12 protein-coding genes, 1 rRNA gene and 1 pseudogene are annotated in these 14,138 nt (G+C 62.3%); 2 read left to right on the forward strand and 12 right to left on the reverse strand.

Going from position 1 to position 14,138, the window contains the following annotated elements; all coding sequences use genetic code 11:
- Positions 1-316 precede the first annotated feature (316 nt).
- Positions 317-1,834: ribosomal RNA gene (locus AYK61_RS25305) — 16S ribosomal RNA — on the reverse strand.
- Positions 1,835-2,385: 551 nt separating this feature from the next.
- The gene (locus AYK61_RS25310) at positions 2,386-3,081 is read right to left on the reverse strand and encodes a pyridoxamine 5'-phosphate oxidase family protein (RefSeq protein ID WP_121873646.1); all 696 of its coding nucleotides are present in this window, start codon (positions 3,079-3,081) and stop codon (positions 2,386-2,388) included.
- Positions 3,082-3,181: 100 nt separating this feature from the next.
- Between AYK61_RS25310 and AYK61_RS25315 the strand changes: the two genes are divergently transcribed.
- A complete protein-coding gene (locus AYK61_RS25315; RefSeq protein ID WP_121873647.1) occupies positions 3,182-4,579 on the forward strand; it encodes a PLP-dependent aminotransferase family protein in 1,398 nt (465 codons plus the stop codon).
- On the opposite strand, the gene murA is transcribed toward AYK61_RS25315, so the two are convergent.
- The gene (gene murA / locus AYK61_RS25320; protein WP_121873713.1) at positions 4,572-5,825 is read right to left on the reverse strand and encodes a UDP-N-acetylglucosamine 1-carboxyvinyltransferase; all 1,254 of its coding nucleotides are present in this window, start codon (positions 5,823-5,825) and stop codon (positions 4,572-4,574) included. The two genes, AYK61_RS25315 and murA, sit on opposite strands and share 8 nt — an antisense overlap.
- Before the next feature lie 54 nt (positions 5,826-5,879).
- On the opposite strand from murA, the pseudogene AYK61_RS25325 reads away from it, so the two are divergent.
- A pseudogene (locus tag AYK61_RS25325) lies at positions 5,880-6,481 on the forward strand (cob(I)yrinic acid a,c-diamide adenosyltransferase).
- On the opposite strand, the gene AYK61_RS25330 reads toward AYK61_RS25325, so the two are convergent.
- The 9 genes from AYK61_RS25330 to atpB form a co-directional block, all read right to left on the reverse strand.
- Entirely contained in the window at positions 6,482-6,919 is a 438-nt protein-coding gene (locus AYK61_RS25330; protein WP_094647098.1) for a DUF2550 domain-containing protein, read from the reverse strand.
- A 29-nt stretch (positions 6,920-6,948) separates the two neighbouring features.
- Positions 6,949-7,308: a F0F1 ATP synthase subunit epsilon gene (locus tag AYK61_RS25335; protein WP_037193376.1), complete on the reverse strand. Its 360-nt coding sequence runs from the start codon at positions 7,306-7,308 to the stop codon at positions 6,949-6,951.
- A gap of 30 nt (positions 7,309-7,338) precedes the next feature.
- Complete coding sequence (gene atpD, locus AYK61_RS25340; RefSeq protein WP_094638681.1) at positions 7,339-8,787, reverse strand: F0F1 ATP synthase subunit beta; 1,449 nt, start codon at positions 8,785-8,787, stop codon at positions 7,339-7,341.
- Positions 8,788-8,790: 3 nt separating this feature from the next.
- Positions 8,791-9,762, reverse strand: a complete 972-nt coding sequence (locus AYK61_RS25345) for a F0F1 ATP synthase subunit gamma (RefSeq protein ID WP_121873648.1) — start codon at positions 9,760-9,762, stop codon at positions 8,791-8,793.
- 52 nt (positions 9,763-9,814) lie between these two features.
- Entirely contained in the window at positions 9,815-11,458 is a 1,644-nt protein-coding gene (gene atpA / locus AYK61_RS25350) for a F0F1 ATP synthase subunit alpha (protein ID WP_037193380.1), read from the reverse strand.
- Positions 11,459-11,546: 88 nt separating this feature from the next.
- Positions 11,547-12,374: a F0F1 ATP synthase subunit delta gene (locus tag AYK61_RS25355; protein ID WP_121873649.1), complete on the reverse strand. Its 828-nt coding sequence runs from the start codon at positions 12,372-12,374 to the stop codon at positions 11,547-11,549.
- An 8-nt stretch (positions 12,375-12,382) separates the two neighbouring features.
- Complete coding sequence (locus tag AYK61_RS25360; RefSeq protein WP_121873650.1) at positions 12,383-12,943, reverse strand: F0F1 ATP synthase subunit B; 561 nt, start codon at positions 12,941-12,943, stop codon at positions 12,383-12,385.
- A gap of 7 nt (positions 12,944-12,950) precedes the next feature.
- Positions 12,951-13,190 (reverse strand): ATP synthase F0 subunit C, encoded by a 240-nt coding sequence (locus tag AYK61_RS25365; RefSeq protein WP_121873651.1) that lies wholly within the window; start codon positions 13,188-13,190, stop codon positions 12,951-12,953.
- Between the two features lie 78 nt (positions 13,191-13,268).
- Positions 13,269-13,994 carry a F0F1 ATP synthase subunit A gene (gene atpB, locus AYK61_RS25370; RefSeq protein WP_243597129.1) on the reverse strand — a complete coding sequence of 242 codons (726 nt, stop codon included), beginning with the start codon at positions 13,992-13,994 and terminating at the stop codon, positions 13,269-13,271.
- Positions 13,995-14,138: the final 144 nt, after the last annotated feature.

Below are 14,138 nucleotides of genomic sequence, written 5' to 3' on the forward strand. Positions count from 1 at the left end.
GTGCAATTCTCAAACAACACACACAACCCGGACTCACAGCAGCACCAGCCACTCCCCAAAGGAAGCACGGTATGACCACCATCCGAATTCTGTATATGTCTTGCCTTGAAAGAAACACTCGCGTGTTCTCTCAGGACCCAACAGTGCATCGATATAGTTCCTGCCGGCGAAACATGGTTTCGCGTTCTGCAGGATCTGATTGTCAGTGTTCCACCCGTGAGCTCCCGCCGTTCCACGTGTGGGAACGAAACGGGCTCTGCCAGACCATCATCCGAGCACCTGTGTGCTGGTACATGTCCTGGAGAATGCTCCTTAGAAAGGAGGTGATCCAGCCGCACCTTCCGGTACGGCTACCTTGTTACGACTTCGTCCCAATCGCCGATCCCACCTTCGACGGCTCCCTCCCACAAGGGGTTAGGCCACCGGCTTCGGGTGTTACCGACTTTCATGACGTGACGGGCGGTGTGTACAAGGCCCGGGAACGTATTCACCGCAGCGTTGCTGATCTGCGATTACTAGCGACTCCGACTTCACGGGGTCGAGTTGCAGACCCCGATCCGAACTGAGACCAGCTTTAAGGGATTCGCTCCACCTCACGGTCTCGCAGCCCTCTGTACTGGCCATTGTAGCATGTGTGAAGCCCTGGACATAAGGGGCATGATGACTTGACGTCGTCCCCACCTTCCTCCGAGTTGACCCCGGCAGTCTCTTACGAGTCCCCGCCATAACGCGCTGGCAACATAAGACAAGGGTTGCGCTCGTTGCGGGACTTAACCCAACATCTCACGACACGAGCTGACGACAGCCATGCACCACCTGTACACCGACCACAAGGGGGACCGTATCTCTACGGTTTTCCGGTGTATGTCAAACCCAGGTAAGGTTCTTCGCGTTGCATCGAATTAATCCACATGCTCCGCCGCTTGTGCGGGCCCCCGTCAATTCCTTTGAGTTTTAGCCTTGCGGCCGTACTCCCCAGGCGGGGCGCTTAATGCGTTAGCTACGGCACAGATTCCGTGGAAGGAACCCACACCTAGCGCCCACCGTTTACGGCGTGGACTACCAGGGTATCTAATCCTGTTTGCTACCCACGCTTTCGTTCCTCAGCGTCAGTTGTTTCCCAGAGACCCGCCTTCGCCACCGGTGTTCCTCCTGATATCTGCGCATTTCACCGCTACACCAGGAATTCCAGTCTCCCCTGAAACACTCAAGTCTGCCCGTATCGCCTGCAAGCCCGAAGTTGAGCCCCGGGTTTTCACAAACGACGCGACAAACCGCCTACGAACTCTTTACGCCCAGTAATTCCGGACAACGCTCGCACCCTACGTATTACCGCGGCTGCTGGCACGTAGTTAGCCGGTGCTTCTTCTGCAGGTACCGTCACTCACGCTTCGTCCCTGCTGAAAGAGGTTTACAACCCGAAGGCCTTCATCCCTCACGCGGCGTCGCTGCATCAGGCTTCCGCCCATTGTGCAATATTCCCCACTGCTGCCTCCCGTAGGAGTCTGGGCCGTGTCTCAGTCCCAGTGTGGCCGGTCACCCTCTCAGGTCGGCTACCCGTCGTCGCCTTGGTAGGCCATTACCCCACCAACAAGCTGATAGGCCGCGGGCCCATCCTGCACCGATAAATCTTTCCACCACACACCATGCGGCATGCAGTCATATCCGGTATTAGACCCAGTTTCCCAAGCTTATCCCAGAGTGCAGGGCAGATCACCCACGTGTTACTCACCCGTTCGCCGCTCGTGTACCCCGAAAGGCCTTACCGCTCGACTTGCATGTGTTAAGCACGCCGCCAGCGTTCGTCCTGAGCCAGGATCAAACTCTCCGTAAAAGACTCTCGATCATGGCCGAAACCACAAATCAGTCATAGACAAAAGAGTCAAATCACTAGCAGAAAAACTCAACTAGCATTTCAAACAACACCCGACAACAACCACCACAAGCGGGCAGCTGATACATCGAATGCTTTCACCAAAACAAATAATTTCGGCACTGACATTCATCGACACACTGTTGAGTTCTCAAAGAACACGCACACACTCTCACCCCACGAACACACAGTCCGTCGGCCTCAAGGGCAACTGCTCCAGCCTATCCCAGCTTGGTCTCGGACACAAGGCCCGACTCTTGGGGGATAAAACCTGCCGAGCCACACGTCCAACCTCGTTCACCCTGTCCGTGAAGACCGGGTCGGTGTCCGTCGCTCTGACTCGACAAAAGTTACGCCACCAACCACACCAACGCAAATCGGCAGGTCGACTGACACTCTCGAGGCATTCACGCAGCTCGACCTCGTAGTGTCACGTCACCGCGCCTGCCACATGCCCCAACGCGCAGATGTGATGCCAGCCACAGCCCGAACTGCCACTGCCGCAACAGCGTTCACCCCCGCATCGCGTTCCGGCGCACATTGTCCACATGCTCCGGCACCGGAATATCCCCCGCGAGGTCCGCGGCAGGTTCGGCGGGGCCGAGTGCCTCCCACACCGGAACAACTCCGGCCCACACGTCTCCCCGCTGGATGTCGAGGTCGTCGTCGACCGGTCCACCGGACCGCGATTTCACCGATGCCTCGTACATCGGAAGCGCCAGCACTGCGGTGGCAGCCAGCTCTTTCCGCGTATGCGAACGCACATGCGCGCTCCTTCCGGGGACCACCTGATCGACTATCGCGTCCAAGGCTCGAATCCGTTCGTCGGCGTCCTCCACTCGGCGAGGCCGGCCGACCACGACCGCACTTCGGTAGTTCATCGAATGGTGGAATGCCGATCGAGCCAGGACGAGTCCGTCGACGACAGTTGTGGTGACGCAGATGTCCTGGTCAAGAGCGTCGATCATGCTGCGTGACGCCACGGATCCGTGCAGGTACAGCGTGCCTTCCCTGTCCGGACCGGCGGGATCGACGCCGAACACCTTCGGTACGACGCGAGGCACCCCAGCGACGATCACGCCGATATGACAGATGCGCGCCGAGCGCAGGACGTCGAGCAGCGCTGCCCGTTCGAGGCCGGCACGATTCCTACCCCTCATCACTACGGTTCGCGCTGTCGGGGAAAGAGGCACGTCGTCGGCTGTCATGGTGTCCAGGATGCGGGACTAGTGGCCTTCCGTCATGGTCCAATGGAGATGAGTTTGTACAGGCCACTTTTACGCGGATGCCGAAGGAGAGCGAAACTCGATGCTCCCGATCTCTCTGTCGATCACCATCGATCGCGCCGACGCTCGGACGCTGCCCGTCCAATTGGCCGATCGCATCCGATCCGCAATCGACAACGGAGAGCTGCAACCCGATTCTCGATTGCCCAGTACCCGAGCGCTTTCCGTCGATCTGGGCATTGCGCGTGCGGTCGTGGAGAAGGCATACGAACAGCTCGTCGCAGAAGGCTGGCTCGATGCCCGGCGCGGTTCGGGCAACTACGTCCGACGAATCCCCCACGCAAGTCGATCGGCTGCGATGGCCTCGAGCGCACTTACTGCCCCACGAACACCCCCGCGGATATCGCTCCGCCCGGGAATCCCGTGGACTCCACCTTCGGCATCCGATGCCTGGAAGCGCGCGTGGCGCGATGTCGGCGGCACACCACCTCCCGGCGACTATCCGGATTCCGTCGGCACTCTCGAGCTGAGGACTCGCGTCGCCGAACTACTCCGCCGCGCACGCGGACTGCACACCACTCCAGCGTCGATCGTGATCACGACGGGCAGCATTCACGGTCTCGATCTCACCCTGGGTGCGCTTTCGGTTTCCGAATCCGTCGAACATGTTCTGGCACTGGAGAATCCGGGATACAAGTCCGCTGCTGCTCTCGCGACGCACCGCGGGTGGTCCTTACACGACGTTCCCGTCGATCGCGATGGCTTGATCGTCGAACAGCTCGACTCGGCTCCCCCGCGGACACCAGCCGTGTACGTCACGCCGTCGCATCAGTACCCGACCGGCGCATTCATGCCCATCGGCCGTCGCCGCGCCCTGGCGGACTGGGCACGCGGCAACGATTCGATGATCATCGAGGACGACTACGACTCCGAATTTCGTTATGGTGCAGCACTTTTGCCCACAGTGGCCGAACTGGCACCCGATCGAACCGTCTACCTCGGCACCGTATCCAAGACCCTCGGTGCCGGGATACGTCTCGGCTGGATGGTGGCACCCCAGACGATGGTCGACCGCATCTCGGCAACGCGCCGCGCGATCGGCGACCACCCATCGGTTCCCGTCCAGCAGGCAATGACGTCCATGCTGCGCGACGGCGAATGGGACAGAGCCGTCCGAACTGCGCGGCGAATATATCGCACCCGTGACCGCATGGTCGCCGCAGCGCTGGCCAGGTTCGGCGAGCTCCGGGGAGTCGGAGCCGGGCTGCATACGGTGTTGATCGTCGATACCGGCACAGCGCGCGACGTCGCTACCGCGTGTGCAGCGAGTGGCGTGGACGTACCGACACTCGAACACTCGACCCGCTCGCACACAGCCCGGGGTGGAATCGTCGTCGGATACGGATCCGTCTCCGACGACGAATTGGACTATGCCATAAGCATATTGGCCGAAGCGCTGGAAGCCGCGCTACTCAGCTGACCCGCTCGATGCTGCCACCGAGTGCACTCAGGTTCTCGACGAATCTCGGATAACCGCGATCGATGTGGAACACGTCGTGCACCTCTGTCGTACCGTCGGCCACCAACCCCGCGAGAACCAAGCCGGCCCCGGCCCGGATATCGGAGGACCATACCGGCGCACTGGACAGCTGCGGTACACCGCGAACCACGGCGTGGTGGCCATCGGTACGCGCGTCGGCCCCGAGCCTGATCATCTCCTCGACGAACCGGAATCGAGCTTCGAAGACGTTTTCGGTGATCATCGACGTGCCGTCGGCGACGGTCGCGAGTCCGATGGCCATCGGCTGCAGGTCGGTCGGGAACCCTGGATACGGAAGCGTCGCGAAATTGACCGCCCTCGGGCGCTCGTGCTGAACGACGCGGAAGCCGTCGGGCTCGCTGGTGACCTCGGCTCCGGCAGATCTCAACTTGTCCAACACCAACGACAGGTGCTTGGGGTTGACCCCACGGACTCGTACATCCCCACGAGTCATGGCAGCGGCGATTCCCCAGGTCGCAGCGACGATGCGATCGCCGATCACCCGATGGGTCGTCGGCTTCAGCGCGCTCACACCCCGAACGGTCAAGGTCGATGTACCTGCACCGCGGACGTCGGCACCCATCTCGTTGAGCATGTTGCACACGTCGACGATGTCCGGCTCACGCGCGGCGTTGTCGATCACCGTCTCCCCGGTGGCGAGGACTGCGGCCATCAAGATGTTCTCGGTGGCACCAACGGAAGGAAAGGCCAGTCTGATGTTCGCGCCGCGCAGCTCGTCCGCTTCCGCGACGACACACCCGTGTTGAATTTCGCTGCGTGCTCCGAGCAATTGGAGACCGGACTGGTGCATGTCGAGGGGACGCGACCCGATCGCGTCACCACCCGGCAGTGCCACGACAGCTCTCTTGCATCGCGCAACCAACGGTCCCAGCACACACACCGAAGCTCGGAACTGGCGAACTGCCGCGAAGTCGGCGTGATACTTCGGCATGGCCGGAGTGGTGATGTGAACGACCGATCCCTCCAACTCGACCTCACAGCCGAGCCCACGCAACACCTCCGCCATCAGTGGCACGTCCAGGATGTCGGGGCAATTGGTGATCGTGCTCGTGCCCTCTGCCAGCAGCGCTGCCGCCATCAACTTGAGGACGCTGTTCTTTGCACCACCGACCGCCACCTCACCGACGAGGCGATTTCCACCGTTGACCAAAAAGCGTTCACTCACGTCGACAGCGTAGCCAGCGGGACCGACCGACACCCGCGCGGTACCGTAGCGCGCATGGCCGTCCACCTCACCCGCATCTATACGAGAACCGGCGACGACGGGACCACCGGGCTGAGCGATTTCTCCAGGGTGTCCAAGAACGACGAACGTCTGATCGCCTACGCGGACTGCGACGAGACCAACGCAAGCCTGGGTGTGGTTCTCGCACTGGGCAACCCGCCCGAATCGGTGCATTCGGTGATCCGCACCATCCAGAGCGATCTTTTCGACGCGGGGCCGATCTGTCGACTCCGGTCGTCGAGAATCCGCAGTACCCGCCTCTGCGCATCGATCAGAGCTACGTAGACCGCCTTGAAGCCTGGTGCGACGAGTTCAACGAGGAGCTTCCCGCTCTGACGTCGTTCATTCTGCCAGGTGGAACGCCGCTGGGAGCGTTGCTACACGTGTCACGAACGGTGGCCCGACGCGCGGAGCGGTCGGCATGGGCCGCAGTGCACGCGAGCCCGGAGACAACGAGTGCCTTGCCGGCGAAATACCTCAACCGACTCTCGGATCTACTGTTCATTCTGAGTCGTTACGCCAACCCCGAAGGCGACGTCCAGTGGGTTCCCGGATCGAGCCGCACGCCGAGCGATCCGACTACCGACGAGAGCTGATCAGGCCGCCGGTCGGCGGCGACGGGATCGGCCGGAGGGCCGAGACTCGACCCAGGACAGGAAAGCGGTCAACGCACTTCTGTCCAAGGCGATCTCGAAATACTTACCGTTGTCGGACAGTTCCAACACCGCGATGTCGGGTGTCATGATGTCGAACTCGGTGTCCCGTGGGGCTCGTCGATCACCCACATGAATGTCCTGCCGACCCAGCCGATGATCGGGGCCGGGGCGAAGACTCGACAGCTTGAAGAAGACGAGGGTGTTGTCGCCGTATCGAATGATGCCGTGGCGCCAACCGGCACCACCGTCCGACGGCAGCACTCGCATGATCGCCGCAGTTCCCCCGCGGCGAAGAACCATCAGACGGTACGCAAAAGCCGCGACGAGCCCTGCGAGCAGCACAACCAGAATGATCAGAACAATCAATCCGTAGTGCATCGCAGGTCTCGTCGCGGCTTCTCGTGAACCTAGGACCGCTCGACAGCGCGGACACGCCCCTTCGCCACAGCAATGGCCTCGAGGTCGTCGCCGTTCTCTGCCACTACAGCCCGTGCCGCCTCGACATCGATGTCGTCGGCGAAATCGGCCGATTCTGCCAGCACGGTGACCGTCTTACCGGTCACCGACAGGAATCCACCGTGGACGGCTGCGATGAGCTTCTCACCGTCCGTGGTCGTGATCGACACCGTGCCACCCTCGATCAACTGCCCGAGGACAGGCTCGTGGCCCAGCATGATGCCGATCTCACCTTCGGTGGTCTGAGCGCTGACGATGGTCGCGGTACCGGACCACAGCTTTTGCTCCACAGCGACCAGGGAGACCTCCATGCCGCTCTTCTCGGAAGAAGTCACGTCGGTCTACTTTCCGGCCATCTTCTTCGCGGCTGCCTCGACATCGTCGAGACCGCCGCAGCTGTTGAAGGCCTGCTCGGGAAGGTGGTCGTACTCACCCTTGGTGACCTTGTCGAATGCCTCGATGGTGTCGGAGAGCGACACGACCGAACCGGCCTCGCCGGTGAACTTCTCGGCAACGATGAAGTTCTGGCCGAGGAACTTCTGGAGGCGGCGTGCGCGGCCGACCAGAACCTTGTCCTCTTCCTGAAGCTCGTCCATGCCGAGGATGGCGATGATGTCCTGCAGCTCCTTGTACTTCTGCAGGATCCGCTTGACCTCGTTGGCGACGCGGAAGTGTTCCGCACCGACGATGCCGGGCTCGAGGATGCGCGAGGTGGAGCTCAGCGGGTCCACAGCGGGGTAGATACCCATCTGCGAAATCGGACGCGAGAGCTCGGTCGTCGCATCGAGGTGCGCGAACGTCGTGGCCGGGGCCGGGTCGGTGTAGTCGTCGGCGGGAACGTAGATCGCCTGCAGCGAGGTGATCGAGCGTCCACGGGTCGAGGTGATGCGCTCCTGGAGCTCACCCATCTCGTCCGCCAGCGTGGGCTGGTAACCGACGGCCGACGGCATACGACCGAGAAGGGTCGACACCTCCGAACCTGCCTGGGTGAAGCGGAAGATGTTGTCGATGAACAGAAGAACGTCCTGTCCCTGAACATCGCGGAAGTACTCCGCCATGGTCAGTGCCGACAACGCCACGCGCATACGCGTGCCGGGCGGCTCATCCATCTGGCCGAAGACGAGGGCGGTGTCCTGGAGGACGCCCATCTCTTCCATCTCGAGGTGAAGGTCGGTGCCCTCACGGGTACGCTCGCCGACTCCTGCGAACACCGAGGTGCCCGAGAACTCGCGTGCGATACGAGTGATCATTTCCTGGATCAGAACGGTCTTGCCGACACCGGCACCACCGAACAGACCGATCTTTCCGCCCTTGACGTACGGGGTCAGAAGGTCGATGACCTTGATGCCGGTCTCGAGGATCTCGGTCTTGCCCTCGAGCTGATCGAAGGCTGGTGGCTTGCGGTGGATGCCCCACTGCTCGCCGTCGCGGCCGAGTCCGGGGGTGTCCAGGCAGTCACCGAGGGCGTTGAACACGTGGCCCTTGACGACGTCACCGACGGGAACCGAGATCGGCTTGCCCGAGTCGATGACTGCAGTGCCGCGGACGAGTCCGTCGGTGGGCTGCATCGAGATGGTGCGAACCAAGTTGTCGCCGAGGTGCTGTGCGACCTCGAGCGTCAGGGTCTTGGCCACGGTCGGCAGAGTGATCTCTGCGTTGAGGGCGTTGAACAGTGCGGGAATCGAGCCGCGCGGGAACTCGACGTCCACAACGGGGCCGATGACCCGAACGACACGGCCGGACTGTGTGTCCGCTCCGCTCGCGTTCTCTTGGGCTACTGCTGCGGTCATTGCTTAGTCACTTCCTGCGCTGTCGGCCAACGCGTTGGCGCCACCGACGATTTCGCTGATTTCCTGGGTGATCTGGGCCTGCCGAGCCTGGTTTGCCTGACGGCTCAAGGTCTCGACCAATTCGTTCGCGTTGTCCGTCGCTGCCTTCATGGCGGTACGACGCGCCGCGGACTCCGACGCTGCTGCATCGAGCAACGACGCGTAGATCCTGGTGCTGATGTACTTGGGCAGCAGCGCCGAGAGCAGAGTTCCTGCTTCCGGCTCGAACTCGTACTGTGCCTGCACATCTGCGGTCGGCGAGTCGCTCAACGCGTCTGCACCCATCTGGTACTCCTCGTCGGTGTACGAGATTTCGAGCGGTGCCATACGACGAACTTCGGGCTTCTGCGTGAGCATCGACACGAAGCGGGTGTAGACGATGTGCAACTCGTCCACGCCCTCGACGGTGCCTTCACCGTTGGGAGCGTCGACCTCGGTGCCCGAGCCGGCCATGAACAGCTCGACCAGGTGCCTGCTCGCCTTGGCCGCGTCGGCGTACCCGGGCTCCTGCGAGAAGCCCGTCCAGGCACCCTTCACATCCCGCTCGCGGAATGTGTAGTAGCCCAGGCCCTTTGCGCCGAGGACGTAGATGACCGGATCCTTGCCCTCGGAGCGGAGCAGCTGGAACAGCTCTTCCGTCTCCTTGAGCACGTTGGAGTTGTAGCCGCCGCACATACCGCGGTCGCTGGTCACGACCAGAACTGCGGCACGCTTGGGCTCGGTTCGCTCGTTGAGCAACGGGTGATCGAGCGAGCTCGATGCACTCGCCAACGCGGAGAGCACCTTGGTGATCTCTTCCGCATACGGCTTCGACGCGGCAACGCGGGCCTGGGCCTTGGTGATTCGCGATGTCGCGATCAACTCTTGTGCCTTGGTGATCTTCTTGGTCGAGTTGACCGACTTGATGCGGGAGCGAAGCTCGAGAATGCTTGCCATCTAGCTGTTCACGCTCCCTTCTGTGCTCGTCTTGTCACCTGTCATCGCCGGCCTACTTGCTGACTGTCTTGCGAGTGACGTTGACCTGCTCCTGGCTGACCTCATCGGCGTTCAGAGTGTCGGCCTCGGCCTCGTTGACGACGCGGTTGCCGTCCGAGTCGACGAATCCGGCCTTGAACTTCTCGGTCGCCTCGGTCAGCGCCTTCTGGTTGTCCTCGTCGAGAGCCTTGCCACCGGCAATGCTGTCGTAGACGCCGCTGGCGTTGCGGTGCAGATCCTCGAGCAGTTCGGTCTCGAAGCGACGCACGTCGCCGACGGGCACCGAGTCGTACGTGCCCTGGCCTGCGAGCCAGATCGAGACGATCTGGTCTTCGACGGCAACCGGGGCGTACTGATCCTGCTTGAGGAGCTCGACCAGACGTGCGCCGCGCTCGAGCTGCGCCTTGGAGGCCGCGTCGAGGTCGGATGCGAACGCCGAGAAGGCTTCCAGCTCACGGAACTGAGCGAGCTCGAGGCGAAGAGATCCGGAGACCTTCTTCATGCCCTTGGTCTGTGCCGCGCCGCCGACTCGGGACACCGAGATACCGACGTTGATCGCGGGACGGACGCCCTTGTTGAACAGGTCCGACTCCAGGAAGACCTGGCCGTCGGTGATCGAGATGACGTTGGTCGGGATGTACGCCGAGACGTCGTTGGCCTTGGTCTCGATGATCGGCAGAGCCGTCAACGATCCGCCACCGAGCTCGTCGGACAGCTTCGCCGAGCGCTCCAGCAGACGGGAGTGCAAGTAGAAGACGTCACCGGGGTATGCCTCGCGGCCCGGCGGACGACGCAGCAGCAGCGAGATGGCGCGGTACGCCTCGGCCTGCTTGGTCAGGTCGTCGAACACGATGAGGACGTGCTTGCCCTGGTACATCCAGTGCTGGCCGATGGCCGAGCCGGTGTACGGGGCGAGCCACTTGAAGCCGGCCGAATCGGACGCGGGAGCCGCGACGATGGTCGTGTATTCGAGTGCGCCCTGCTCCTCGAGTGCAGCCTTGACGCCTGCGATCGTGGAGCCCTTCTGGCCGATGGCGACGTAGATGCAGCGAACCTGCTTCTTCTCGTCACCGCTCTCCCAGTTGGCCTTCTGGTTCAGGATCGCGTCGATGCAGACCGCGGTCTTGCCGGTCTTGCGGTCGCCGATGATGAGCTGACGCTGGCCGCGGCCGATCGGGGTCATGGCGTCGATCGCCTTGATTCCGGTCTGCAGCGGCTCCTCGACGGGCTGGCGCTCGAGCACCGAGGCAGCCTGCAGTTCGAGGGCGCGGGTCTCGGAGGACTCGATGTCGCCGAGGCCGTCGATGGGCTTGCCCAGGGGGTCCACGACGCGGCCGAGGTAGCCGTCGCCCACGGGGACCGACAACACGTCTCCGGTGCGCTTGACTTCCTGGCCTTCTTCGATGTGCTCGTAGTCACCGAGGATGACGGCACCGATTTCGGTGGCATCCAGGTTCAGCGCGACACCGAGGACTCCGCCGGGGAATTCCAGGAGTTCGTTGGACATCGCCGACGGCAATCCGGACACGTGAGCGATTCCGTCGCTCGTGTCCGTAACCGTGCCGACCTCCTCGCGGGAAGACTCCGGTGAGTAGCTCGCGGTGAAGTTATCGATCGCGCTACGGATCTCGTCGGAGGAGATCGTCAGCTCCGCCATAGTGTTTCCTGCTCTTCCTTCAAATGATCGCGGGGTGAAATGTCTCGAAAGTCGAGACGCTTCTTCTCGTTACTGTGTCCGTGTCGGACTATTTGAGCGTCTTTCGCAATGCAGCGAGGCGGCCTGCCCCGCTACCGTCGATGACCTCGTCGCCGATACGAACGACAAGTCCGCTGAGCAGTTCGGTATCGACCTCTACATGCACCGTGACCTGCTTGCCGTACGTGCGGGTCAAGGTTGCCGTCAGCTTCTCGAGCTGACTGTCGCTCAGTGGGGCTGCGCTGCGGACGTGTGCAACCGCGCGGTCACGCTGTTCGGCGGCCAGATCGGCCAGTCCGTTCAGTACGTCCGCGGGAGCCGTCTTTCGCGGACGCGTCACAGCCTGAACTGCGAGCGCCTCGGTGACCGCGGTGACCTTGCCGTAGAGCAGGCGACCGAGCAGTTCACGCTTGGCCTGCGAAGGCTTCGAGCGATCCGACAGGGCCTGCTCGAGCTGCGGGTTGGCTGCCACGATCCGCCCGAGCCGGAACAGTTCGTCCTCGACCGTGTCCAACTGATCCTGATCGGCCGCGGCGCGAAGCAGAGCTTCACGTCCCAGCTCGACCAGCGAGTTCAGCAGGTCACGAGCGGTGGACCAGCTTTCACCGGCAGCGGCCTTGACGATCGTCGCCGTTGCACTCGACACCTGGCCGGAGAAGACCTCTCCGGCCAGATCGCTTCGCCGAACGCCCTCGACCGACGAATCGGCGAGAGCGGTACGCAACGTGCGCTGCGCGTCGAGAGTGTCGACGACGGCGAACAACTCGGCACCGGTCTGAGCAGCGACGGCTGTTGCCTCGCCTGCCGACGCGGACCCCAGAGCTTCGTGGGCAACCGACCGCGTGCGGGCGAGTGCCTCACGAGAAGTTGCGTACATGGTTCGACTCACTTTCCGGATGCGGAGTCCGCGGTGACGGAATCCAACTCGTTGAGGAAGCGATCGATCGAACTGGAACGCTTCGCGTCGTCGGACAACTGCTCTCCGATGACCTTCTCAGCGAGTTCGACGGCCGTGCGTCCCAGATCTCCCCGAAGCTCGGTGACGATCTGCTGACGCTGAGCAACGAGCTGATTGTGACCTGCAGCCACGATCCGGTCGCTTTCTTCCTGCGCCTTTTCCTTCATCTCGGCGAGAATCGCCTGCCCCTGAGTGCGCGCTTCCTCACGGATCTGCGCGGCCTCGGAACGGGCGTCGGCCAGCTGAGCGTGGTACTGCTCGAGTGCAGCCTTGGCTTCCGCCTGTGCCTCTTCGGCCTTCTTGATTCCGCCTTCGATGAGCTCGGAACGCTCAGCGAGAACCTTGGTGAAGCGCGGCACCACGTACTTCCAGAAGAGGAAGCCGATTGCCGCGACACAGACCAGCGACCAAACGATGTCGTAGGTTGCGGGCAGAAGAGGGTTGTATTCCTCCCCCTCCGCCGCCAGCAACGTAATCGCGTTTGTCATCGCGCTCTCAGAGAATGAAGCCGGCGACGAGGCCGATCAGGGCGAGGGACTCGGTGAATGCGATGCCGAGGAACATGGTGGTACGGAGCTGACCGGCCAGCTCGGGCTGGCGAGCGGTTGCTTCCATGTTCTTGGCGACGACGAGGCCGAGGCCGATGCCACCACCGATCGCTGCGAGGCCGTAGCCGATGGCGCCGTAGCCGCTTGCGTTGATTTCCTGCGCCTGGGCCAGAACTTCAAGGCTCATTGGGTTTTCCGTTCCCTTTCTTCGGTCCACATCCGGGTGTCGGAGGTGGCGGTGTAGCTGGTTCGGTCAGTTGGTCGGTCAGTGCGAGTCTGCGTGCAGCGACAGATCGATGTAGATCGCCGTGAGCAGCGCGAAAATGTAGGCCTGGAGGAAGATCACCAGCATCTCGAACAACGTGAACAGGAAGCCCATGATGAGCGAGGGTGCCGCGAAGATCTTCAGCCCGGCCGACGCCTCGAAGAGGAAGAACTGGGTCGCGCTGAAGAACAGCACGAGCATGATGTGGCCGGCCAGCATGTTGGCGAGCAGACGCACCGTCAACGTGAACGGGCGAAGTACGAAGTTCGAGACGAACTCGAGCGGGATCAGCAGCACGTGCATCGCCGGCGGAATGCCCGGGATGACGATGGTGCCCTTGACGAACTTCCCGACACCGAACTTCTTGACGCCTGCGTAGATGAACGCGACGTACGCGACCGCAGCGAGCACGATCGGTAAGCCGATGCGCGCATTCGACGAGATGTTCAGAAACGGAATGACAGCGCTCGCGTTCACCGCGAACACCGTGAAGAAGATGGTCATGATGACGGGCAGGAACCGACGACCCTGTTCTTTACCGAGCACATCTTCTGCGACGTGGATCCGAACGAAATCGAGAGCGATCTCTCCGACGTTCTGAAGACCACGCGGAACGATCTTCGGGCTGCGGAGGGCAACCACCATGAAGATGATCAGAATCGCCGACATCAGGATGCGGATGAGCATCAGCCTGTCGAGCTCGAACGGGGTCCCCTCGAACAGCACCGCGGGAGGAAAGAAATCGGATAGTGACGGCGGACTGTATTCCGCAGCCAGGGTGGTGACGCTCAGCGGTCTCTCCCGTGTTCGGGCCGCAGCCGGGTAACGACTGCGGTTCGATCGGACAATGACGATCTATCAAGTCGACGA

The sequence above is a fragment of the Rhodococcus sp. SBT000017 genome (assembly GCF_003688915.1).
Classification (GTDB): domain Bacteria; phylum Actinomycetota; class Actinomycetes; order Mycobacteriales; family Mycobacteriaceae; genus Rhodococcoides.

What these genes read in the sequence shown, in the direction of transcription:
- AYK61_RS25310 (WP_121873646.1), bottom strand. Translation starts at nt 3,081, where the DNA reads ATGACAGCCGACGACGTGCCTCTTTCCCCGACAGCGCGAACCGTAGTG.
- AYK61_RS25315 (WP_121873647.1), top strand. Translation starts at nt 3,182, where the DNA reads ATGCTCCCGATCTCTCTGTCGATCACCATCGATCGCGCCGACGCTCGG.
- AYK61_RS25330 (WP_094647098.1), bottom strand. Translation starts at nt 6,919, where the DNA reads ATGCACTACGGATTGATTGTTCTGATCATTCTGGTTGTGCTGCTCGCA.
- AYK61_RS25335 (WP_037193376.1), bottom strand. Translation starts at nt 7,308, where the DNA reads ATGGAGGTCTCCCTGGTCGCTGTGGAGCAAAAGCTGTGGTCCGGTACC.
- atpD (WP_094638681.1), bottom strand. Translation starts at nt 8,787, where the DNA reads ATGACCGCAGCAGTAGCCCAAGAGAACGCGAGCGGAGCGGACACACAG.
- AYK61_RS25345 (WP_121873648.1), bottom strand. Translation starts at nt 9,762, where the DNA reads ATGGCAAGCATTCTCGAGCTTCGCTCCCGCATCAAGTCGGTCAACTCG.
- atpA (WP_037193380.1), bottom strand. Translation starts at nt 11,458, where the DNA reads ATGGCGGAGCTGACGATCTCCTCCGACGAGATCCGTAGCGCGATCGAT.
- AYK61_RS25355 (WP_121873649.1), bottom strand. Translation starts at nt 12,374, where the DNA reads ATGTACGCAACTTCTCGTGAGGCACTCGCCCGCACGCGGTCGGTTGCC.
- AYK61_RS25360 (WP_121873650.1), bottom strand. Translation starts at nt 12,943, where the DNA reads ATGACAAACGCGATTACGTTGCTGGCGGCGGAGGGGGAGGAATACAAC.
- AYK61_RS25365 (WP_121873651.1), bottom strand. Translation starts at nt 13,190, where the DNA reads ATGAGCCTTGAAGTTCTGGCCCAGGCGCAGGAAATCAACGCAAGCGGC.